This window comes from Vibrio sp. SCSIO 43155, assembly GCF_023716605.1.
In the GTDB taxonomy this organism is placed as follows: domain Bacteria; phylum Pseudomonadota; class Gammaproteobacteria; order Enterobacterales; family Vibrionaceae; genus Vibrio; species Vibrio harveyi.
Window position 1 is genome coordinate 1,006,920 of sequence record NZ_CP071853.1, and the last position, 23,401, is coordinate 1,030,320.

Consider the following 23,401-nt stretch of genomic DNA (forward strand, 5'->3'; position numbering starts at 1 on the left):
CAGTGCGAAAACAATACCTAAAGCGCACATTTGTCGGAGCAGCGGTGGCATTGAGCCTCGCTACGATGCTGACAGGGTGTAACAAAGCCGTATCAGAACCGTCCGAGCCATTAATCAAACCTGTAAAATTACTTGCTGTTAATGATCTGACTGTTGCCGATTCCGATGCATTCCTTGCGCGAATAGATGCAACGTACAGAGCCCAACTTTCATTTCAGGTTGGTGGCGAAATTGAGAAGTTGATCGTCAGAATGGGCGAGGAAGTGAAGCAGGGCGATGTCCTTGCAACGCTAGACCCAAAAGATCTGCAATTGGCGCTTGATGCGTCGCAAGCGCAATATTCGTTAGCGAAAACCCAATGGGAACGCTCGAAAAGTTTGTACAACAAGAAGCTGATCAGTACTGATAGCTATGACCAGCAAGAAACCCAGTACAAAGCCGCACTGGCAAACCTTGAGCAAGCAAAAACAGATTTAAGCTACACAGAGATTCATGCACCGTTTGATGGTGTGGTTTCTTACACCTACGTGAAGCCGTACCAAGTTGTCGCGGCGAAACAAGAAATTCTAAACCTTATCGACAATACCACGTTGGATGTGTCGTTCACTTTGCCCGTCACGTATGCAGAAGCGGTGTCACTGAACACATTAAAAGACGCGGAAATGTGGGTAACGATGGATAGCGAACCAAACAATCGCATTCAAGGCACATTCAAAGAGATTTCGACTCAGCCAAACGCAGACACTAACAGTTATGAAGCGATTGTGACCATTACTCGTCCGTCTGATCGTAACTTGCTGACGGGGATGACAGGTCAAGTTCATATCGCTAAGCAAAATGTTTCGGATGCTGTGATGCTGCCAAGCGCGGCGTGGGTAAGCAAAAGCGAAACTCAAGGCGAAGTATGGGTGATGGACAGTGAAACACAACAGGTGAATAAAGTGACCTTGTCACTAAATGAAAATGGTGGTGTGGAGTCGGGTCTAGACAAGAGCGACTATGTTGTCATCGCGGGTGTTGAGCGCTTAGTTGAAGGTCAAGTGGTGAAAGCTTGGGTTCGTGAGGAAGGTATCTAATGAAACGTTCACTATTTACAGTTTCTGCTATTGCGCTTGCAGTGCTGACTGGTTGTAACAGCAACGAAGAAGCAGCTGTTGAACAACCTTTGTATGTGTCGACGGTCTCTGTCGATGTTCCAGTAAAGAGCCAGTTCCGCACCTTTAAAGGACAAGTAGTGCCTGCTGAACAAACTCCGATTGCGTTTCGCCGAGCCGGTGAGGTGCAACATGTGTTGGTGAAAGCTGGTGACACAGTCAAAGAAGGTCAGATGATCGCTAAGCTTGATGACAGTAAAGAGAAGCAAGCAGTCAATGATGCCGAGGCGCAATACACGCTTGCTATTCGTCAGCTTAAACGTGGGGAAGAGTTGCACAGCCGCCAAATGATTTCGAAAGCGGAGCTAGACGAACTAACGGCAAACAAGGAGCTGGCAGAAGCGAACTTCTATAACGCGACAAACCAGTTGAATTACACCCGTTTGTTTGCCCCGTTTGCAGGCAAAGTTTCTGACGTATTTAAAGAGCGTTTCGAGCGTGTTGCGATTGGTGAGCCGGTTTTAAACCTTTATCAAAGTGACAAAGTGTACGTTCGTATTGAGCTGTCAGATAACGTATTAGCAATGGTGAATCCAAACACTCAAAGCATTAGTTACCAACCTCAAGCAACGTTCTCAGGTGATGAAAAGCGGTATAAGTTGAACTACTTGGAGCACACCAGTGAGCCAAATGCGCAAACACAAACTTACCAAATGTACCTGACGATGCCTCAGCCTGAGCAAGAGATTTTGCCGGGCACAAGCGTAAGCGTGTCGGTTGATATGGTAGCGGCAGGCATTACGTCTATTGATGGCTACAACATCCCAATGACAGCGCTGCAAGCGGGCAGTCATGACGGTGAGTTTTTCGTTTGGAAATTAAATGGTGACGCGGTCACAAAAGTTGCCGTGACCATCAATCAAGTTAATGGTGAAGGTGCGATTGTGTCCTCGGGTGTTGCTCAAGGCGATGTATTAGTGAATTCCAGCTTACGCAAACTTCGTGAAGGTAAGCATGTGGACGTGGTGGAGAAAGTACAATAATGAGCATTGCTGAATACTCAATTAAGAACAAAGTCATCAGCTGGCTGTTTATCGTTATTCTTGCGATCGGCGGTGTAACGTCGTTCTTAGAACTTGGTCGATTAGAAGACCCGGCATTTACCATTAAGGATGCGATGGTGGTTGCGACTTATCCGGGCGCGACCTCTAAAGAAGTGGAAGAAGAACTAACTTATCCGCTTGAAAAAGAGATCCGTAAGTTGCCTTATATCGATAAGATCACGTCAACGTCTTCGAGTGGTATGTCACAGATTATGGTGAGCATGAAGATGGACTACGGTCCTGATGAACTGCCGCAGATCTGGGATGAAATGCGTCGTAAGATCAACGATTTGCAACCAACTTTGCCGCAAGGTGTTCAATCTCTGCAAATCATTGATGACTTTGGCGACGTGTACGGCGTGATGTTAATGCTCACAGGTGATGACTACGATTACATCGAACTAAAGCGTTACGCGGACCAACTTACGCGTGAGCTTGAACTTATCGACGGTGTGGGCAAAGTGGACATTGCTGGTGATCAGCAAGAGATGCTTTTCGTTGAAATATCTCTTGATCGTTTAGCTGCGCTTAACCTCGACATGAACGTGATTTCTGGTTTGCTGAACCAACAGAACAATGTGGTTTCTGCTGGTGAAGTGATGGTGAACGGCGAGAGTCTAATTATTCGTCCTAGCGGCACATTAAACACCGTAGAAGCCTTGGAGAACCTGATTATTCACGGTCGTGATACAGGTAATCTGATCCGCCTAAAAGATGTTGCAACCATCAGCCGTGGTATTCAAGAAAAACCGGGCAATGTTCTATTGTTCAACGGTAAGAAAGCGATCAACATTGGTATCTCGTTTGCGTCAGGTGTGAACGTGGTAGAAGTGGGGCAACGTATTGAAGCGGAACTGGCAAGCCTTGAAACGATCAAGCCTGCTGGTATCGATATGAACTATTTCTACAACCAGTCACAAGAAGTGGATGACTCGGTAAAAGCGTTTGTTATTAGCTTGGCAGAAGCGGTTGCGATCGTGATTATCGTACTGTTGTTCACCATGGGGCTGCGTAGTGGTTTGATCATTGGTTTGGTTCTGCTGTTGACGGTATTCGGTACCTTCATATTAATGAACTACAACAATATCGAGCTGCACCGTATCTCGCTGGGGGCACTTATCATTGCCCTCGGTATGCTGGTGGATAATGCCATTGTTGTTGTCGAAGGGATATTGGTTGGTCTTAAGAAGGGTCGTACTAAAGTTCAAGCGGCAACGGATATTGTAAAACAAACCCAGTGGCCATTACTTGGTGCTACCGTTATTGCGATCACTGCTTTCGCACCTATCGGTTTATCTCAAGACGCGACGGGTGAGTTTATGGGCTCGTTGTTCTGGGTATTGTGTTTCTCGCTATTTTTAAGCTGGATTACTGCAATTACGTTAACGCCGTTTCTAGCAGATCTTCTATTGAAAGAAGAAGACAAAGGCGCGGACGCTGAAGATGAAGACCCATACAAAGGCTGGTTGTTCGTTGCATTTGGTGCGTCTTTGAAACTTGCACTTCGTTTTCGTTGGTTGACCGTTGCCGGCATGGTGGCGTTACTTGTGGGTGCAGTGGTTGCGTTTGGTAGTGTTAAGCAACAGTTCTTCCCACCTTCAAATACACCGATGTTCTACGTTGATATGTGGATGCCTGAAGGCACAGATATTCGTGAAACCATCAAGAAAGCAGAAGAAGTAGAAAGCTACATTCGTACGCAAGATGATATTGATTTTGTTTCTGCCTCGATTGGTCAAGGTTTGCAGCGTTTCGCTCTGACTTACCAGCCGGAAAAGAGTTACGAAGCTTACGCACAGTTCCAAGTTCGTACTACGGACCGTGACAACATGTTCAAGCTTCTGCACAAGCTAGACGACAATCTAGCGAAGACGTTTGATAAGCCAACGTTTCAGTTCAAGCTGATGGAGTTTGGTCCGTCGCCAGCTTCTAAGATTGAGGCACGTATTACTGGTCCAGATCCACAAGTGCTGCGTGAGCTAGCAGTACAAGTAGAAGACATTCTGCACACTGACCCAGGCGCTCGCAATATTCGTCATGATTGGCGTGAGCGTACTAAAGAGCTTGTACCGGTATTTAACGAATCGAAAGCGCGTCGCTTAGGTATTTCGAAGCAAGATCTTTCAAGTACGCTACAAATGGCGTTTGGCGGTAGCACACTAGGCTTCTTGCGCGATGGTACGCATATTCTGCCTATCATGACGCGTCTACCAGAAGCGGAGCGTGTTGACTTTGAATCGCTGCAAAACGTGAACATTTGGAGTCCATCGTTACAGACGTACATCCCAGTTGATCAAGTGATTGACGGTGTGAAATTGGATTGGGATGAGCCGTTGATTCAACGTCGTGACCGTAAACGTACTCTAACGGTACTGGCTGACCATGACGTATTGAGTGACGATACCGCGGCAAGCTTGTTTGCTCGTGTACAACCAAAAGTGATGGCGCTACACATTCCAGAGGGGTACGAAATTACTTGGGGTGGTGAATACGAGTCATCAAAAGATGCGCAAGAAGGGCTGTTTGGCTCATTGCCAATGGGTTACCTATTAATGTTCATCATTACGATGCTTCTGTTTAACTCATTAAAGAAACCACTGGTTATTTGGTTCACGGTGCCGTTGTCTATCATCGGTGTGGCGTTTGGTCTTCTGACGACAAACATGCCATTCAGCTTTACTGCTTTCCTTGGTCTGCTGAGCTTAAGCGGTATGATTCTGAAAAACGGTATCGTACTTCTAGACCAGATTAACCTTGAGCTTGAATCAGGCAAGGATCCTTACTTAGCCATTGTTGATAGTGCGATTAGCCGTGTTCGTCCAGTAAGTATGGCAGCACTGACAACGATTCTGGGTATGATTCCACTCGTGTTTGATGCTTTCTTCGGTTCAATGGCGATTACGATTATGGCAGGCCTTGGTTTTGCTACAGTGCTAACATTGATTGTCGTTCCAGTCATGTTTGCAATTCTGTTTAAGATCAAACCAACCACTGCATAAGGGACCAACCTGACTTCTGTCAGATTCCTGCCTAGCCCTGGGGATTTTCCTCAGGGCTTTTTTGATCTTGGCGTATAGGGATGAGAAACGAGATTTGAGAAGAAAAAGAGTAGATAAAAGCGAAAAAGACAAAGTGGGTGGTTTGGTGAACACTTAACGGATTTTTATGATTTTCTTGCAAGCGATTGATAAATGATGCGTATACTAACAAAACATCATGATTAAAAGAGCGAACGCAAATGATAAATCGTGGATTACACGGACTCTTCCTTCTAGGTTCACTAACGCTTATTGGCTGTTCTTCTACAGACAGTGTTTCTACAAATACCACAGCTCCTGAAGCACCTGTGGAAATCAAAAGTGTCGATGCGGCAACTATCGCAACTTGGATCGACCAAAGCATTTTGAACCCTGAAGGGCTTTCTTTAGAAAACGATAAAATTCGTTACCTAACAGGCTCAGCGGATTTAAATAGCGATGGAGTAGCGGAGCACTTTGTATTGCTTCAAGATCGCTATTTCTGCGGCAGTGGCGGTTGTAGCGCGTATATGTTTGACAACAACGGCAAGGTTCTTAACCGCATGTCAGTTACGAGAACGCCAGTTGTTTTGGCTGACAGTTACAGCAATGGTTGGCAAGACTTTATTGTGTGGAGCAACGGCGCATATCGTCAAATGAGCTTCAATGGTTACACTTACCCAAGTAACCCGTCGTTAGAGCCAAAAATTGACCGTGATACTAAGGTACAGACTGCGCTTGCTTATGTGATGGCAACTGAACTGTACCAGCAAGATGGTTATGACATTATGCCGGCAGAAGACCAAGAAATTTGGACGCCAGCCAATGTTTATCATTTTACGTTTAAGCATTACGGCGACCCACACAGTGTCTACCAAGCGACGGTAGACATGAACACGGGGGATGTCGATATTGAAGCGGTACCGATGCAGAAGTAGGTCGTACAAAAGTACATGATGAAAAAATAAGTATCGGTTAAACAGACCCGAACAAGAAAAGGGCGACAGCTATTAAAATTAGTGTCGCCCTTTGTGGTTTCTATGTGTTTGCTTTTTCTTTGATTATTAGAACTTGTACGTTGCGCCCGCATAGAAAGAGCCGATCTGGATGTCGGTATCTTTGCTCGAACGGGTTGAATCGACGTTGAAGTGGTCCATCTCATACGCCGCACGGAAAGTGATGTTGCTAAGCTGATGTGGTGTATATTCAAGACCAGCGCCGACGCGAAGTAATAACTCGTCTTCGTCAGGTCCTAACCCTTCCGGGATATCAACCGAGATATATCCCAAGCCTAATGTCGCAAATGGTCGCAAACCGTTGTCGAAGGTATAACCAATATTTGCCGCGACGGAGACACTGTTTACATCCAAATCTAACGGGGTGTGCTTAAGCTTAATAGCACCATAATCTGTGTATTGTGCTTCAACACCAACGATACGATTGAACTGATACCCTCCGATAAGTTTAAAGGTTGTACCGTCACCATCGAGCTGTGTGAATGGGTCATCATCGCTATAGGTAGTATTACCGATACCACCTCCCAAATAAAAACCGGACACGTCTTTTGAGTCATTTGCTTGGGTTTGAATACTGCCTAGTGCTAGAAGAAGGATGACTGCTTTTCTCATTGTTATTTACCTCTGTATTACTGTCTGTCTTGTTGTGTTTAAAACAGTGTTCATTATCCGAGTGAGGCGATGAAAAACTAAACTAAAAGTAAACAAAAACCAAATAATTTCAATCGATTTAGATACTTACGAAATTGTGTGTTTTTTGTGTAATCAGTGGCTGTTCATCGTAATTTATTAATGATGCAATGCAGAGCTGCTGGGTGATTCAGTGCGATGGTGTGAATTGTGAACACTGAGAGATTTCTGATTTGATTTTGCAAACCTAACCTATAATTCAAGGAGTTGAGAAAATAGTGAGACTGTATGCATAGAATCTATTTCGCCAATTTAATCCTCGATCCGACGACAAGGAAATTGTCCAATTCACGAGGCAGTGATGTACCGTTAAGACCGCTCCCTTATCAAGTGTTGAACCTGTTGATTGAAAAGCAGGGTGTTCATGTCACTCGAGAGGAGTTATTTGAAACGTGTTGGGATGGTTCGGTAGTCACGGATCAAGCACTAACTAATGTCATCTCGGGCTTGAGAAAGAAGCTAGGGCAGTTGGATGCAAAAGGCGTAAAGATAAAAACCGTTAGCAAAATTGGCTATTTACTAGAAATTGATGACGACGCTAAACCCACTAAACAAAAAGTGCAGATCCCGGATTTAGAAACATTGGAACCAGAGTCCGCCGAAACGGTTAGAACTTCCGTTCAAAGACCAACAGAATCGCGAGATAAGGCATTGAACTTGGCACCAATGCTGAGTTTGCTACTTGTTTTAGCACTTGGAGCAGTATTGTTTTTTCGTCCTTTCGCGCCACATCCTGATTTCCTCAATAATTCTGAATATGACGACTTTTCCGTCTCTGAAACGGACTTTTATTTTTACGACCTCAAACATGATGAGCTTAATCTTTCGGCTTTGGCAACCAGTCTGAATGAGGATTCATTTCCTGTCTGTCCGGCAATTGTTTATTTACGCGTTTCCGAGTCAGCTTATCAAGAAGGTGCGTACATTTTGCGTGCCTTTGCGTTTGCTAAAAATAGCAATAAGAACGTCAACTACATTAACTTCTCACTTGAGATTGAATCGTTAAAAGAGACCATCTTGGAGAGCATGAGGAGGGCGGACGCAATATGCAAATGAACAAACTCGCCGTGCTTAATATCGGATTGACACTCGCTTTAGTTGGCGTTGCCGTACATCAAAAGTACTTTCAGTCGGATGAGATTACTGGGTCCCGCTGGGCTTGTGCGACCTATGAAGAGGACTTTATCACGAAAGGCTATCGACGATACGAGCACATCAAAGATCGCTCTGTAGTGGTGTTTAGCTCCGATAGGGATATGTATATCTTTCAAAAAGGTTCACTTCTGACTAAGACGGGTGAAAGTAAAGAATACGAAATGATTTTCAATGGTAAGTATAAGGTCGATGGACATGAGTTATCAGTGGATTATCAAAAGGTAAGCTGGAATCACCAACCGACAGAAAGCGAAGTGTTTATCCGCGACATGAACTCGTATGTTGGAACGAAAACGGACTTTATTTATAAAGTTGAAAATGACCGTTTGTTCTTTTTCAATCAAAGCGAAGCAGAGGAAAGTAACTTTGTTTGTTACCGCATTTAGTCATTCATTCGTTTTTTCATATTTAGTTATCTGACCACGCTTCTGTTCGCCTCTCTACAATAAAAAACACCTCCCAATGCCGAAGCAGAGGGAGGTGTCGAATGCCAAATCGAGGGAGGCATTGTTAATCGTTAATCAATCGTTGCCTAGGTGAGCACAAGCTGACCGTTGACGATTAAGCAGCGGCTTGTTGTTTCGCTTCTGCTTTGTTCTTTAGGAACGCGTAAGTGAAACCCGTTACCGCTGTACCTGCTGCGATTGCTACCAAGTACATCAATACCGGAGAAATTGCATTAGGGATTAACAGTACGAACAGACCACCGTGTGGTGCCATTAGTTTTGCACCGAACAGCATAGATAGTGCACCCGTTAGTGCGCCACCGGCCATACATGATGGGATTACACGCATTGGATCTTTCGCTGCAAATGGGATTGCACCTTCAGAGATAAAGCACAAACCAAGAACGAATGATGCTTTACCTGCTTCACGCTCGCTTTGTTCAAATTTGTTTTTCGCAATAAATGTCGCAAGACCCATACCAAGTGCTGGGACCATGCCTGCCGCCATGATTGCAGCCATAGGAGCGTAAGTTTGAGAAGCCAATAGACCTACACCGAATGCGTAAGCTGCTTTGTTTACTGGACCACCTAAGTCGAAACACATCATTGCGCCAAGGATAATACCTAGTAGTACAGCACTGTCAGAACCCATGTTGTTTAGGAAGTCTGTCAGACCGTTCATGATGCCTGATACCGGACCACCTACGATGTAAATCATAACTAGACCAGTGAACAAGGTTGCCACAAATGGGATGATCAGAATCGGTTTAAGTGCTTCCATCGATTGTGGAAGTTTCACTTTATCTGCAAGGAACTTCGCGGCATAACCAGCAATGAAACCCGCAGCAATACCACCAAGGAAACCAGCGCCAGTTGAGCTTGCAAGCATACCGCCGACAAGACCCGGAGCCAGACCTGGGCGGTCAGCAATTGAGAATGCGATGTAACCTGCAAGTACAGGAATCATCAGAGCAAAAGCGGAGCCGCCACCAATGTTCATCAGAGCAGCCGCTAATGTGCCTTCTTCTTTAAACGCTTCGATACCAAATACGAAGGATAGGGCGATGATCAAACCACCAGCAACAACCACAGGGAGCATGTGCGATACACCTGTCATTAGGTGTTTGTATGCGCCTTTCTTCTCTTCAGTCGCTGATGACGCGCTTGACGAGCCAGAATGTTGGTATACGGTTGCTTGTTCAAACGCTTTGTCCATCTCTTCTGCGGTTTTCTTCAGAGCTGGACCCGTTTTAGTGCGGTACATCTTCTTGCCGTTGAAGCGGTCTAGTGGCACTTCGATGTCGGCAGCGATGATTACCAAATCTGCGTCTGCGATTTCTTGGTCAGTGAGTTGGTTTTTCGCGCCTACTGAACCACGAGTCTCCACTTTGATTTGGTGACCGCGGCGTTTGCCTTCTTCTTCCAGTGCTTCCGCCGCCATGAAGGTATGCGCTACGCCTGTTGGACATGCCGTAATTGCAACGATTTTCTTCGTCGCTGATGCATTTTCAACTGGTGCCGCAACAGTTGTTGCTTGCGCTAAGGTTGCTGCGCTTTCTACTGCAGTTTGTAGGAAAGCAGATGCATCTTTAGCTACGTCGCTGATATCTGATAAGTAGACTTTTTTACCTACGAAACGAGAAGTATCAACTGGAGTGTTAGCCGCAATTACGATCGCTTCTGCTTGTTCAATGTCAGCTTCTGTTAGTCGTGTTGGTTCAATCACGCTTGATTGGCATTCAATCTTCGCATTCCAACCTAACTTAGCGGCTGCTTGTTCTAGTAGACCTGCCGCAATGATGCTGTTCGCAACACCACTTGGACAAGCTGTAATGATGGCAATATTCATACTGATAACCTTCTGTTCCTTAGTTTTTGTCTAAGTTAGTATTAGGGTAAAGCTCGGTTACTTGTGTTTGGAGCTTGATGTTCTCCAGTTCTTCCTGACTGGTTAAGCCAACGCCAACTTGGCTAACTGCAAGAGCAGAAAGCGCGGTAGCGAAGCGGAGTAAGTCGTTTTTCGGCATCACTTGCATGTGACCCCAGCACAAGCCCGCAACAAGCGTATCGCCTGCACCAACTGTGCTTACAACATTCATTCTTGGTGGTTGTGCGCGTAGCCATTCACCTTGGTTAAGCCACATCACACCGTCAGCGCCCATTGACACAACGATGTTCTCAATGCCTTTATCGCTAAGTGTTTGCGCCGCGATTTGGCATTGTTCTGGTGTGGCTAGGTGTTCGCCAACAAAATCACTGAGTTCTTCATCGTTTGGCTTGATCAACCAAGGATACGCTTCGATGCCTGCACGTAATGCGGCTTTACTGCTATCAAAAAGCACTTTCTTACCTTGTTGGTGCAGCGCTTCAATCCACGTTGCGCATTGCTCTGCGCTTACGCCGCCAGGTAGGCTGCCGGCAAGAACAAAGTAATCGTGTGTTTCTGCAAGGCGGAATAGGGTTTGTTCAAAGCGAGCGATTTCTTCTGGCGTGACTTGCACACCAGGGAAGTTGATATCGCTGACTTGACCATCTGCCTCAACCAGCTTTACGTTGATGCGCGTTGCGCCTTCGACTTCAACAAACTCGTTGTGAACCTTGATGTCGTCGAAAAGCTGGTGGAACAGTTCAGGATTGTCTTTGCCTAGAAAGCCAGTCACTGTCACGTCCGCACCTAAGTCACTCAGAACTTTGGCGACATTTACGCCTTTACCAGCAGCATGCAGGTTGCTCTTTTTTACTAGGCTGACCGATCCCACTTTTAGTGAATTCAGTGAACCCGTTAGGTCAAGGGCAGGGTTAAGCGTAATAGTCACGACTTTGTTTGTTGCTTTTGTCGATGAAATTGTTGCTGTCATGAATCCGTCCCTTAACCTTCACCAAGACCAGAAGCGATTGCTTTACCGATGGATTCGAGAGCTTGTGCTGCGTCTGGACCTTCAGCAGAGAATTGAAGCTGGTGACCGTGTTTTACACCAAGCGCAATAACTTTCATTAGGCTCTTTGCGTTTACTGGTTTAGCATCGCCATCTAAATTAGCAACACGGATGGTTGATTCGAATTTCTTCGCTTCCGCGACCAGCATTGCGCCCGGACGAGCGTGCAAACCGTGCGCGTTCTTAATCTTGAACACTGCAGTGTTGCCATCTTCAGATGCTTCGCTTGCTACTTCTTCGCCTTTGAATAACGCTAGAACTTGCTCTGCAGAAGCATCAAGTAACTTGTTGTGTTCGTTGTTAAACACAAGCTTTGAAATTGTGCTTAGGATCGATTGGTGCGCGTTATTGCAAGCAGCAAACGCAACTAGAGCACGAACTTTCTCGCCTTCAAACTCACAGTCATTCGCTGTTGATACAAAAGAAACACCAGTGCGAGTTACTTGCTTATCGCTACCGACTAGCCACAGAGCTTGACCAAGGTGCGTCGGTGTTTTCGTCACAAGATCCGCAACGAATTCTGCACCAGCACAACCTGTATTCTTAAGTAGACCACCCGCAACCGCGCTCATTTGAACCATGTCGCTTGCAGGGAAGAGAAGTTGAATTAGAGAGGCATCGAAATCTGCTTCTAGCTGAACGTCACCATGAAGTAGGGCAATGATGTCATCTTCGCTTTTCGCATTGCGTAAGCGCTCTTCAGCACCGTCTGCGCCCAATACTTTTGTTAGCTGCTTTAGGATGCCCAAGTGCTCGTCTGATTTTGCCGCGATACCAATAGCGACGAAAACCTTATTGCCGTCACCCCATTCAACACCTTCTGGGAAGTGGTGAACCGCAACACCCGTGGTTTTAACCATTGAGCGTGTGTCTGTGGTGCCGTGAGGAATTGCGATGCCGTTACCCAAGAATGTTGAGTTTTGGTTTTCACGGTTTAGCATGCCCTCTACATAGCCTTGTTCTACCAGACCTTTGTCTGTCAGGCTTTGAGCGATGTTTTTAATCGCTTCAAACTTATCTGTAGCGGATTGAGATAGGGTAATGTCGTTCTTACTTAGCTTAAGCATGGTGCTTCTCCAGCCTTAAGGTATCTATTTCTAATTCATCTTGGCTACGCGGCTCGTTCTTCGATGCGTAACCTTGTGTATCTATTCTTTGCTGAACCGCTGTTCCTGTTAACCAGTATTGTTTGCTACGAAACTGCTTAACCTTAACAATAAACTGAATCGATTCAGCAATTGGTCAAATTTTTTAAAACACTCAGCGAAACTGTTTTTAAAATCAAAACTTAATCATCCAGTGATTGATTGCCTATAAAGCCTAGCAAAGCAAACCTCACTTGCTGTTTTTTGGTGATTCTCGTCAATTTTTAAGTTTTGCTGAATCCTTTCAGCTTTTATACTGAATCGGTTCAGCATATAATTCAACTTATCGAAGGATCGTTGATGTATTAATATGATCCTGCGCACAGAATAGGGCTTAGAATATGACACTGGATGAAATAGCGAAATTAGCTGGGGTTTCAAAGACGACAGCAAGCTATGTGATTAACGGGAAAGCGCAGAAGTACCGCATTAGCGAAAAGACTCAAAAGAAAGTCATGGCGGTGGTAGAGCAGCACAATTACAAACCGGATCACGCGGCTTCTTCTTTACGTGCGGGAAACTCGCGTTCGTTCGGTTTGATCATTCCAGACCTAGAGAACACCAGTTACGCACGTTTAGCAAAACTGATTGAGCAAAACTCTCGTAAAGCAGGTTACCAAATCCTGATTGGTTGCTCGGATGATAATCCGCAAACGGAAGAGAAAGTGGCTGAGGCATTGGTTAGCCGTCGTATTGACGCATTGTTTGTCGCAAGTAGCATGCCGGCTGCCAGTGAGTATTACTTAAAGCTGCAAAACTCGGGCACGCCAGTTATTGCACTTGACCGTCCAATGGATGATGAGCATTTTTGCTGTGTGATCAGTGAAGATTTTGACGCGGCATTTGAGTTGACTGAGTCGGTTTTGTCCTCTGAAATCAAATCGATTGGGCTTATTGGCGCTTTAGTAGAACTTCAAGTTTCTAAAGAGCGTGAATTGGGTTTTCGTTCTGCTTGCCAACAAGAAAGCAAAGATGTGCTGGTAGGATATGGTCAGCATTTCTCGCGAGAAGAAGGCAAGAAAGTGCTAGAAAGTTGGATTGCGAATGACGAATTACCTGATGCGTTAGTGACTATGTCATACACCTTACTCGAAGGGGTGTTAGACGTTATGTTAGAAAAGCCGGAACTGATGGCGAAAGTGCGCCTAGCAACCTTTGGTGATAACCGTCTATTGGACTTTTTGCCAATCAAAATCAATTCTTTACCGCAGCAGTTTGAACTCATTGCCGACAGCGCGATGGAGTTGGCGCTTAATGCGTCTGCAAAACGCTACAAGGCTGGGGTTGAGTTGATTCCACGTAAGATTGTGAAACGCCACATCGACGCTAAAGCTTAATCTCTACCGTCAGCGCCACAAACGCGTGGTCGCTGGCGTTTTTATCTCGCTCAAAAGACGGGTTAATTAAGTGCGCATCCAGCACTTCATATCTCGTCACTTCCGCTATCGATATGTCTGCATGAGCATCGAATTCCTGCGATAGCAAGATGTAGTCCAACACATTTCCTTTTGCGAAGTGGTAATGCGTTGCTGGGCGTGGCTCCAGAGTTGGCGCTACTTGCAATTCCCACCCATCATTTAGTTGCAAATCAGTGACGCTGTCACCGTAATGTTCAATCAAAACCTTATTAACGCTTGTGGATGTGATGGCTTGGTTCATGTCTCCCATTAACACGGTGGGCATTGAGTCGCGTGCATACTGCTTTTGCATTGCGTCGCATAGCATGGCTGCTTCCCAACCGCGTTGTTGTGTTGATAGCCAGCGCGCAATTGGTTTGCTTGCATCTGCAGGTGCCTCTGAATCAGCCGGTCTTTGTGATTTTAAATGCGTAACATAAATTGCAATATGCCCAATGATAGGGTGAACGATGATTGCTCGAATTGGTTTTCGGCTGAAAGGGGGCGCAGAGAAATCACCGAAGGCGTTGAGCGTTTCTTTATCGAAAGTGACGGCTTCATAACTTTCAATTGGGAAGCGGGACGCGATTGCCACTACAGGACGAGAGTAGATGTAGTCACCCTCAATATGCGGTGTATCGACACTGGCAAAGTGCTGATATCCCATTGTAGTAAAGAAGGCTTTGGTTTCTTCAATGCTGAACACTTCTTGTAAGCCGATGACATCCGGGGCGAGTTGCTCGAGCTGTGATTTTGTCCAAGTGAGTTTGTCCTGCCAGTCGTCGAGGGAGTAAATGTTCTCGAAGTCATAATACGCGCCAGGTGGAGCAACAAAGTTGAACAGATTGGCGGTGGCAAAGGTAATGCAGTTCTTATTAGACAAAATATTGCTCGTTCAAGGAGTTATTGGGTGAGTATATACCCAATTGGACAAGTTGAGTGAAGATCACGTTTCTATTTGTACGCATTCCGTTTAAACTCCGTTCATCAAGAAAAATGAGTAACGAACATGACCCAAGATTACGAACACGAAGAGTATTTAGAAGGCGAAGAGATTGAGATCGAAGCGATCGGTATCGACGTCGACGCGCACCCAATTGAGCTGTACAAGCTTTTCAAAATCGCAAACTTGGTGAGTGGCGGTGGTGAAGCAAAACACATCATCGAAGAAGGTTATGTTGCGGTAAATGGTGAGCTAGAAACGCGCAAGCGTCGCAAGATGTATGACGGCGATTTCTTCGAGTTCAACCAAGAATACTATGTCGTTGTGTGCGATGCGCCAGTAACTGAGCCAGAAACTGCGGAGCAAAAAGCAGAGAAGAAGGCGAAGAAGGACGCACAAAACGCGCGTAAAGAAAAATCTCGTTCGAATAAGAATGAGAAAAAAGCTAAAGGTCCTCAATCGACGGGTCGTAAAGCGGCGCACAAAGAGCGTAAGGCACAGAAAGAAGCATTGTCTCAATCTGCCAAGAAAGGTAAGAAAGAAGACAAGCCTCAAGTGAGTCGCGATCCAAAGAGTGGGCGTAACTCTATCGACTTCTTCTAAGTGATTTACCTATAACACGGATAATTTCACAAGCGCCGCTTCGGTTATTGACCAAGGCGGCGCTTTTGTATTTTGCGGTTGTTGATTTGACTGATAAGAATTTGGGGCTGATTGGTTAGTGTAAAACTTCGCTGTTTTGCGCGTGTTTGGTCCAGTGGTTAATCGAGTTTGGCTTAGCTAGGTAAAAGCCTTGGTAGTAATCAAGATTAAGCGCTTGCATAGCGGAGAGCTGCATGTTTTCCTCAACCCCTTCAATAACAACTTTCGCATTCATCTCTTCAGCCAGTTCAACTGCATTGGCAATCGCAAGCGTATCGCCAGAGCAGTAATCAAGAAGGTAAGAACGGTCTATCTTGATAATGTCGGGACAGAGTTGCTTAACGCGTGACATATCAGAATGGTGGGAACCAAAGTCATCAATGGCGAAAAGAAAGCCATTAGCTCGCATTAGTTGTACCGCTTGGATCAGTAATTCAGTATCACCACACGACTCTTCAACCACCTCAAAGACCACATCAGAGGGTTCCATACCTAGCTCATGCAACCGCTTATACAGCAAACCGTTATCTTTAAAACCCATGTCTTTGGTCAGTGTTAATAAGGTTTGCGGCATGACGTTTAGAAATAGTTTTATCGGCGAACCTGCGAAATGACGTGCAAAGTTTCGGATATGAATTGCCCGAGATAGAAACTCCATACAAAGTCGGAAGTAGGTATCTATGCTGACATCGGCAAAGAAAAGATCTGGACGAATGTTGGCTCCGTCTGCGCCTCGAATGCGCAATAGGGCTTCCATCCCGATCATGTTTTGGTGTTTATCGAAGATTGGTTGATAAACACTATGGAAAGTATATTGATTGAGCACGACGTAATATTCGCCAAGGCTGTCCTGCCTTATGTATTGCTCGTAATCGGACTGCTTCTTTAACTCCATGAAAAACGCCAAAAAAATAGCATGAGAGCGAATGTAACAGGATGGAATTCGGATTTGAAGCGCTAGGCTGTCTTAATTTTGAAGCCCTTTGAGTTAATTTGAAATAGATTCCGATTTTTTCTCGATGTATCTAAAAAACATTGATAGACCGAAACAAATCAGAAAGTAAACCAAGCCCACAATTAGCCAAATTTCAAAAATGTAACCGGAAGAGTTTGCCATCTCGGTACCAACGAAGGTCATTTCTTGAATCGAAATCAGTGAGACGATAGATGTGTCTTTGACTAAGGAGATGGTTTGACCTGCCAATGCTGGCGTAATAGCTTTGAGCACTTGTGGGGCAATGATAAAGCGATATTTGACCCAACGAGATAAACCGAGAGAATCTGCGGCTTCCCACTGTCCTTTATCGACACTTTGTAAACCAGCACGAACCACCTCAGCAATGTAAGCGGAAGAGAGCAAGCCTACGCAGAGAACTCCTGACGCTAGGTTCTCCCACAAATTCGCCGGACCAAAGAAGAAGCTTTGCAGTGCATTGGGTTCGCCGCGATAGTTGCGAAGTAGATCTTCTAACCCAAGTAACGGGATTAATTGGTTTGAAATAAAAAAGTAGAAAATAAAGACGAATACCAATGGTGGAATATTTCTTACTAACTGAATAAACGCGTTGGCAGGTGTGCGAAACCAAGCCGATTCAGAGAAGCGGGCTAAGCCAAGTAGGGTGCCTAATATAAGTGCGAAGCTAATGCCCCATATACTCAAGCGTAACGTTGAAATCAAGCCTTGAAAAAAATATGGCAGCCCACCATCAGCACGCGGAGTAAACAACAAATCAATGGCTTCTTTCCAATGCCAGATGTAGTTCACCCCTACGGTGGAGCGGTGGTAAAGCCAACCCCCAACTAACGCGCAGATGGCAAGCAACACCCAATCAAGTAGGTTAAAACGGTTTAAGAAAAAGCCTGACTTTGTTTTGGTTGGTGCAACACGAGTGGTGGTTTGTCCGCTCAAGGTTTGACTCCGATAGTAAAGAGAGGACCGACCCTTCATTCGAGTCGGTCTGTGTATTTGATGTATTAGTTTTTACGTTTATTGACCGTGTGCCACTTGGTCTTGCCAATCCAGTGTTGAGAACCAGTATTCGTAGCGCTCATCTAACCAACCGTCTTGGGTACGTGCTTCAATCCATTTGTTAAAGAAGTCTTTTTTGTCTTCTTCACCTAAGCGAACGGCAAAGGCTTCGTTACCTTTGGATAGACGCTCAGTAAATGGAATGAACAACTTATCCGCGTGTTTGATCGCTTCATGCTCAGGTTTAGGGCTCGATGCAATCACCGCATGTGCATTGCCGTTTAGAACTTCTTGGAATGCTTGTGCGTCATCATCAAATTGAAGGATTTTTGCTTTCGGGAATGTTTCACGCGCTACTTGAACGGTAAAAGCACCACGACGAGCTGCAATTTTCACTCGGCGAGAATCAAAGTCAGAAAACTCGCTAAAGCCAGCTGCCAGTTCTTTGTTCGCTGCAACTTGAACACCCGAGTGTGAGTAAGGTTCAGTGAACAGTACGCTCTTAGAACGTTCTGGAGTAATCGACATACCGCCAATGATAACGTCAAATTTCTTGGCTAGTAGAGCAGGGATGATACCGTCCCATGCTGTTGGTACGAACTCAACCTTCAGACCAGAATCTGCGGCTAGGCGTTTAGCGACATCAATTTCAAAGCCAATCAGTTCGCCTTGTTTATTTCGCATTGCCCAAGGTACGAATGTCGACATACCAACGCGAAGTGTGCCTCGTTCCTTGATTTGATCTACGTTTGGTGTTGCTGCTTGCTCATTGGCTAACGAAGGTAGAGCAATCGCAAGCCCCAATAATGCAGTAATGGTCGCTTTGAATAACTTCATGTTATCTCCTTATAATTTGCGCCAACTGGCTCCTAGTTTGTGTTCTAGCCAAGCGGATAAGCCAGAAAGTGATAATGTGAGAGCAAGGTAGATTGCTGCCACAGTAAACCAAATTTCAAATGGCATCGCCGTTTCCGATACGATGTTTCTTGCCTCGGTCGTTAAGTCGAATATTGCCATAACACTCACAATCGAAGAGTTTTTAATCAATGACACGACTTCGTTCGTCAATGGCGGCAGGGTGCGCTGAAGCACCTGCGGTAGGATCACGTCTTTGTATGCAAAGAAAGGCGATAAACCTAAGGTCTTCGCTGCTTCAAATTGACCTTTTGGAATGCTGTTCAAGCCTGCTCGGAAGATCTCTGCCGTATATGCACCTTGGAAAAGCGACAACGCCAACACCGCAGTGCTGAATCGATCTAAACCAATGACTGGTCCAAACACAAAGTAGAGCAGGTAAATTTGTACCAACAGCGGCGTATTACGAATCAGTTCCACATAAGCTGTGCCAATCGCGTTGCCTACTTTGGAATTGCTCAAACGCAATAAAGCGGTGATTAAACCAATGACCAAAGTGAAGAATAGACTAATGGCAGAGATTTTTAAGGTAACGATGAGACCATCGACCAATTCTGCTGGCCACCATTCACCATCTTCGTAGAAGGCAATGTAGTCTGGCACGCGCTCCCATTGCCATTGGTAGCCCATGGCTTGAGCTCCTGAATCGAGCACCCAAATAATCGCAATCAAAAGAATCGCGATTTGTAATATGGCTTGTAAGACCGGTTTAAGGATTCGAACAACCATAGGCTAGTAGCTCAGGATTTGATTTAAGAATGCTTGCGTACGTGGGTGTTGTGGTGTTTCAAATAGTGCAACGGGGGAGTTCATCTCGATGATTTCACCTTCGTCCATAAACACAACACGATTCGCTACTTTCTTTGCAAAGCCCATTTCATGCGTCACACAAATCATGGTCATGCCGCTCTGCGCCAGTTCTACCATGACATCTAATACTTCGTTGATCATCTCTGGATCAAGTGCTGATGTTGGTTCGTCAAATAAGAGAAGGTCCGGCTCCATACAAAGCGAACGGGCAATGGCAACACGTTGCTGCTGACCGCCTGATAGTTGAATCGGATATTTGTTTGCTTGCTCTTCAATGTTGACGCGCTTGAGGTAGTGCATCGCTCGCTCTTCTGCTTCTTGCTTCGACAGTTTTAATGTACGAATTGGCGCGAGAGTAAGGTTTTCTAAAACGGTCAGATGCGGGAATAGATGGAAGTGTTGAAACACCATGCCGACTTTACCCGGCTTATGGGTTTTGGCGTTAGCTGGTTGCTCAAAGACGTTGAGTTCACCTTCTTGGATAGATTCTAAGTGATTGATACAACGAATAAGAGTGGATTTACCTGAACCGGAGGGACCACAAACAACAACGATTTCACCGGTATGTACTGAAAAATTAATATCTCTAAGTGCGTGGTATTCTCCATACCACTTGTTTACGCCGCTGAATTCAACAACGATATTTTTCTCTTTCAAGGCTGCCAACTTTTAGAATAAATTTCTTTCTACAATAACAAGTTATTAACCGTATTGCACCTGTTTATAAGGGTTAAACTGTCCAACTGGTGAGCAAATAACTCATTACAAAACTACCTGATAATGTAGTCAATTTTAAAGAAAACGGATCACTATCGCGAAGACAGACATGGTGATCAGAAACTGAGCTGAATAGTAGGTTGTCATGACGACTTGACGTGAAAATATCGAAGTGCTGCCAAAGCGCTCAAAGGCAAGCACAACGCCAGACATAGTGAAGATGAAACTGCCAAGCACCGCGAAAGCTGACGATTGTGTTTTACCACTTGCGTAATACTCCATCGCCATCCATAGCATCGTCATCAAAACAAAGATGTAGCTAGCAACGGACCATTTTTCTTTACCCAAGTCGGGCTTAAAGAATGAGTAAGCGCAAAGTCCAGCGCCGAATACAGCAAATGGGAGCCAAGGGGTGAAGTGCCAGGCTGCCATATTAATGAAGCCCAAGGCGTAACTGATCTGTGCGAGACAAAACAGTTTGATCCCAAAAACAAACTTATCTTTTGGGTGCATCATGATTAAATCACCGATCAGAGACAACGAAAGTCCGGAGATTACCCACTTTGTGTAGGGAAGGTGACTGGCTGGAGACATGAGTAACATGCCAATCATAGCGATGAGTGGCAGTGGTTTGGTCAGAAAGAACAGCCACTTTGGACCAGTCTTAATGCTGATGATATGTATGAGCGCACAAGCAATGACAATCAGCCACATACGATTAACTCTTGAATAGACGACATTACGCTCAATGTTTGATGAGCAAGCTAAAAAGGACACTTCGAATAGTAAGCACTTGGTTTGTTTTTAGTCATTGGCTTACATAAACACATCGAACTATCGCCTATTTGTTATTTTTCTAGCAGAAAAGTTCAATATTTATTGCATTGTCAGTGTTCGGCTAAATTAACATAAAAAAACGGTATTGTGTCTACGAGGACACAATACCGTTAAAAAAGGCAGTATTTTGATAGATTGAGTCGTTAAGCGACTGCTAGGTCAAGAATCTGGCGGCTGCTTTCAAGATCGATTGCTTGGTTTTCACCAAGAACAGTCATGCCATGTTTGCTCAGTTGTGCGATCACTGAGTCAATTGCTGCTTCGCGGTCATCACCGTAACCTTCTAATTGTGTTGCTACACCTAGTTGGTGGTAGAAAGCTTCGATCGCTTGGATCGTGCGCTCTGCCAAATCATCACCATCAGACAAACCAAATACGTTGCGACCCATTTGCTCAAGCTTAGGACGCTTAAATTGCATTTGGTTGCGAAGTAGGGATGGTTGAATGATTGCAAGTGAACGAGCGTGGTCAACATGCCACAATGCTGTAAGTTCGTGACCGATCATATGCGTTGCCCAGTCTTGTGGAACACCACTACCAATTAGACCGTTGAGTGCTTGGTTTGCTGTCCACATCAGGTTTGCGCGCCATTGGTCGTTGTCACGTTCTTCAAACTGTTCGCCCAGAACTTTTAGGTTTTTCAGTAGTGCTTCTGCATAGCCGTCTTGAACCATTGCACCAGTAGGCAGTGTTAGGTACTGCTCACAAACGTGTACCCATGCATCTACGACACCGTTGATCAACTGACGCTCTGGGAGTGTTTTCATTACATCAGGATCAAGGACCGCAAATTTAGGCTGCACGGCAGGAGCAAGAAACGCCAATTTATCTTGAGTTTCCTTTTTGGTGATAACTGCGCCCATGTTTGATTCTGAGCCGGTAGCTGGAAGTGTCAAAATCGCGGCTAGTGGTGTCGCTTCTGTCACTTGATGTTTGCCAACCATGATGTCCCAGCCATCACCGTCGTATTTTGCCGATGCTGCAACGTACTTAGAACCATCAATAACCGAACCACCACCTACGGCAAGGATAAAATCAACGTTTTGTTCTTTTACGATTGCAACGGCTTTATCTAGCGTTTCTTTGGTTGGATTTGGCTCTACACCTGAGAACTCAAGCCACTCGCGGCCTTCTAGAGCTTGCGCGACTTGGTCGTAAACACCGTTCTTCTTAATTGAACCGCCACCATAAATGACAAGTACTTTTTGACCGGTAGGGATCGCGTTTGTAATTGCGGCGATTTGACCTTGTCCGAAGAAGATTTGAGTTGGGTTGACGTATGAAAAGTTCATTATTAGACCTCTTGCTTCCATTGTGAGGAGAGTGAATACATGCATATTAGTATGCGTTGAGGTGCCTTAGTAGGTCGATTTCTGTAATTTTTTTGCCTATTTCTACAAATGTGCGTTCGTTGTGCTGGAACTGTAATCAGAACTCCAAGTATAGTGCGTGGAAAGTTATTGGAGTGACACAATGAAGACACTTGCTCAGATCATGCAACAGTACGCCACTAAATTTGATTTGGACAAATTAGAAGGCATTAAAGAAACCGCTATTGACGGCGTGTGGTTTTATCGCAGTAGCAAAGGCAACAACCGCCAACCTTTTGTTTATCAATCTGGAATCATTGTTCTCGGGCAGGGACACAAGAACATCCATATCGGTCAGACGCCAGTTCGCTACGGACCAGATGACTATTTGGTGGTTGGAGTTCCTATGCCTTTAGAATGTGAAGCCATTGCCGTCGATAATGAGCCGTTGCTCGGGATGTCAATTGATATCTCGCCTGCGATGCTGCAAAAGCTAGTAAAGAAACTGGAATCGCAACGCTATAGTAATGTATGTGAAGACGAGACCCGTTGTGGTTTGAAGTCAGTTCGAATGAATGAGCAGATGCTGGATGCGTGTAAACGTTTGATGACGGCTTTGTGCGATGATCTTGAAGTTGCAATGCTTGGCGACATGTTACTGGAAGAGATTGTCTATCGAACATTAGTGAGTGAGTCAGGGCATGTTTTGTTCGAATTAGCACATCAAGAAGGGTCATATGCGCGCGTGGCGAAAGCGCTTAACCGCGTTCATCAAGAGTACCATGAACAACTAAATGTTCAGACGCTAGCTGAAGAAGCGAACATGAGTGTTTCAGCGTTTCATCAAGCCTTTCGAAGCGTAACGCTTGAATCACCTCTGCAATACATCAAAAAGGTTCGCTTAAATAAAGCACGCGAATTAATTCAGTTAGAAGGAAGACGGGTAAACGATGCAGCACGTTTAGTTGGTTACAGTAGCCCATCACAGTTCAGTCGAGAGTACAAGCGCCACTTTAACGAAACTCCAAGATCAACAAAGGCTTAGTGATCTTTATTTCAAAATTACGACTTTTTTCGTCTTTTTTAATAAATTGCGATCGACATATTTATTTGAGTAATAAAATTAGTTATTGGTGCAAAATAAGATGTCTTTTGTTGCAACGTTTTAGTGGATTCTTGAGAGGTGTTGCTGAAAATTTATAAATATATAGTGTGAAACTCTGTAGTTGTACTTAAGTTATTTTACGTCGAAACAAAAG

General features: G+C 45.0%; 21 protein-coding genes. 9 read left to right on the forward strand and 12 right to left on the reverse strand.

The features are described from left to right. The first annotated feature begins 2 nt into the window (after window positions 1-2). From J4N44_RS21385 to J4N44_RS21400, 4 genes are all read left to right on the forward strand, one after another. Window positions 3-1,076 carry an efflux RND transporter periplasmic adaptor subunit gene (locus J4N44_RS21385; RefSeq protein WP_005451653.1) on the forward strand — a complete coding sequence of 358 codons (1,074 nt, stop codon included), beginning with the start codon at window positions 3-5 and terminating at the stop codon, window positions 1,074-1,076. Next, window positions 1,076-2,137, forward strand: a complete 1,062-nt coding sequence (locus J4N44_RS21390) for an efflux RND transporter periplasmic adaptor subunit (protein WP_252045757.1) — start codon at window positions 1,076-1,078, stop codon at window positions 2,135-2,137. The genes J4N44_RS21385 and J4N44_RS21390 overlap by 1 nt, the downstream gene beginning before the upstream one ends. Next, window positions 2,137-5,196 carry a multidrug efflux RND transporter permease subunit VmeV gene (gene vmeV / locus J4N44_RS21395; protein ID WP_252045758.1) on the forward strand — a complete coding sequence of 1,020 codons (3,060 nt, stop codon included), beginning with the start codon at window positions 2,137-2,139 and terminating at the stop codon, window positions 5,194-5,196. Before J4N44_RS21390 ends, vmeV begins: the two co-directional genes overlap by 1 nt. A gap of 239 nt (window positions 5,197-5,435) precedes the next feature. Next, window positions 5,436-6,152 (forward strand): COG3650 family protein, encoded by a 717-nt coding sequence (locus J4N44_RS21400; protein ID WP_252045759.1) that lies wholly within the window; start codon window positions 5,436-5,438, stop codon window positions 6,150-6,152. 126 nt (window positions 6,153-6,278) lie between these two features. Here J4N44_RS21400 and J4N44_RS21405 read toward each other — a convergent pair whose 3' ends face one another. Next, a complete protein-coding gene (locus tag J4N44_RS21405) occupies window positions 6,279-6,842 on the reverse strand; it encodes a porin family protein (RefSeq protein ID WP_050933074.1) in 564 nt (187 codons plus the stop codon). Between the two features lie 306 nt (window positions 6,843-7,148). Between J4N44_RS21405 and J4N44_RS21410 the strand changes: the two genes are divergently transcribed. Continuing rightward, window positions 7,149-7,976: a winged helix-turn-helix domain-containing protein gene (locus J4N44_RS21410; RefSeq protein ID WP_009696723.1), complete on the forward strand. Its 828-nt coding sequence runs from the start codon at window positions 7,149-7,151 to the stop codon at window positions 7,974-7,976. After that, window positions 7,967-8,461, forward strand: a complete 495-nt coding sequence (locus J4N44_RS21415; RefSeq protein ID WP_252045760.1) for a hypothetical protein — start codon at window positions 7,967-7,969, stop codon at window positions 8,459-8,461. Before J4N44_RS21410 ends, J4N44_RS21415 begins: the two co-directional genes overlap by 10 nt. A gap of 175 nt (window positions 8,462-8,636) precedes the next feature. Here J4N44_RS21415 and fruA read toward each other — a convergent pair whose 3' ends face one another. The 3 genes from fruA to fruB are packed head-to-tail and all read right to left on the reverse strand — an operon-like array spanning window position 8,637 to window position 12,524. Next, window positions 8,637-10,370, reverse strand: coding sequence for a PTS fructose transporter subunit IIBC (gene fruA / locus J4N44_RS21420; RefSeq protein WP_005451669.1), 1,734 nt, complete (start codon window positions 10,368-10,370; stop codon window positions 8,637-8,639). Between the two features lie 19 nt (window positions 10,371-10,389). After that, on the reverse strand, window positions 10,390-11,379 hold the full coding sequence (gene pfkB, locus J4N44_RS21425) for a 1-phosphofructokinase (protein ID WP_252045761.1): 990 nt from the start codon (window positions 11,377-11,379) through the stop codon (window positions 10,390-10,392). Window positions 11,380-11,390: 11 nt separating this feature from the next. Next, the gene (fruB, locus tag J4N44_RS21430) at window positions 11,391-12,524 is read right to left on the reverse strand and encodes a fused PTS fructose transporter subunit IIA/HPr protein (protein WP_252045762.1); all 1,134 of its coding nucleotides are present in this window, start codon (window positions 12,522-12,524) and stop codon (window positions 11,391-11,393) included. A gap of 419 nt (window positions 12,525-12,943) precedes the next feature. On the opposite strand from fruB, the gene cra reads away from it, so the two are divergent. Beyond that, on the forward strand, window positions 12,944-13,939 hold the full coding sequence (cra, locus tag J4N44_RS21435; RefSeq protein WP_252045763.1) for a catabolite repressor/activator: 996 nt from the start codon (window positions 12,944-12,946) through the stop codon (window positions 13,937-13,939). Here the strand turns inward: cra and J4N44_RS21440 are convergent. Further along, on the reverse strand, window positions 13,929-14,882 hold the full coding sequence (locus tag J4N44_RS21440) for an endonuclease/exonuclease/phosphatase family protein (RefSeq protein WP_252045764.1): 954 nt from the start codon (window positions 14,880-14,882) through the stop codon (window positions 13,929-13,931). The two genes, cra and J4N44_RS21440, sit on opposite strands and share 11 nt — an antisense overlap. Before the next feature lie 126 nt (window positions 14,883-15,008). On the opposite strand from J4N44_RS21440, the gene J4N44_RS21445 reads away from it, so the two are divergent. Continuing rightward, on the forward strand, window positions 15,009-15,545 hold the full coding sequence (locus J4N44_RS21445) for an RNA-binding S4 domain-containing protein (protein WP_009696717.1): 537 nt from the start codon (window positions 15,009-15,011) through the stop codon (window positions 15,543-15,545). Window positions 15,546-15,660: 115 nt separating this feature from the next. Here J4N44_RS21445 and J4N44_RS21450 read toward each other — a convergent pair whose 3' ends face one another. The 7 genes from J4N44_RS21450 to J4N44_RS21480 form a co-directional block, all read right to left on the reverse strand. Next, a complete protein-coding gene (locus J4N44_RS21450) occupies window positions 15,661-16,479 on the reverse strand; it encodes an EAL domain-containing protein (RefSeq protein ID WP_252045765.1) in 819 nt (272 codons plus the stop codon). A 93-nt stretch (window positions 16,480-16,572) separates the two neighbouring features. Continuing rightward, a complete protein-coding gene (locus tag J4N44_RS21455) occupies window positions 16,573-17,493 on the reverse strand; it encodes an amino acid ABC transporter permease (RefSeq protein WP_252045766.1) in 921 nt (306 codons plus the stop codon). A 78-nt stretch (window positions 17,494-17,571) separates the two neighbouring features. After that, the gene (locus J4N44_RS21460) at window positions 17,572-18,390 is read right to left on the reverse strand and encodes a transporter substrate-binding domain-containing protein (protein ID WP_050921442.1); all 819 of its coding nucleotides are present in this window, start codon (window positions 18,388-18,390) and stop codon (window positions 17,572-17,574) included. Window positions 18,391-18,399: 9 nt separating this feature from the next. Next, a complete protein-coding gene (locus tag J4N44_RS21465) occupies window positions 18,400-19,197 on the reverse strand; it encodes an amino acid ABC transporter permease (protein WP_009703114.1) in 798 nt (265 codons plus the stop codon). Window positions 19,198-19,200: 3 nt separating this feature from the next. Then, a complete protein-coding gene (locus tag J4N44_RS21470; protein WP_009696713.1) occupies window positions 19,201-19,935 on the reverse strand; it encodes an amino acid ABC transporter ATP-binding protein in 735 nt (244 codons plus the stop codon). 135 nt (window positions 19,936-20,070) lie between these two features. Beyond that, window positions 20,071-20,709, reverse strand: a complete 639-nt coding sequence (locus J4N44_RS21475) for a lysoplasmalogenase (protein ID WP_005451697.1) — start codon at window positions 20,707-20,709, stop codon at window positions 20,071-20,073. Window positions 20,710-20,975: 266 nt separating this feature from the next. After that, window positions 20,976-22,124, reverse strand: a complete 1,149-nt coding sequence (locus J4N44_RS21480) for an iron-containing alcohol dehydrogenase (protein WP_005451698.1) — start codon at window positions 22,122-22,124, stop codon at window positions 20,976-20,978. Window positions 22,125-22,305: 181 nt separating this feature from the next. Between J4N44_RS21480 and J4N44_RS21485 the strand changes: the two genes are divergently transcribed. Then, window positions 22,306-23,187, forward strand: a complete 882-nt coding sequence (locus J4N44_RS21485; RefSeq protein ID WP_252045767.1) for an AraC family transcriptional regulator — start codon at window positions 22,306-22,308, stop codon at window positions 23,185-23,187. Window positions 23,188-23,401 lie beyond the last annotated feature (214 nt).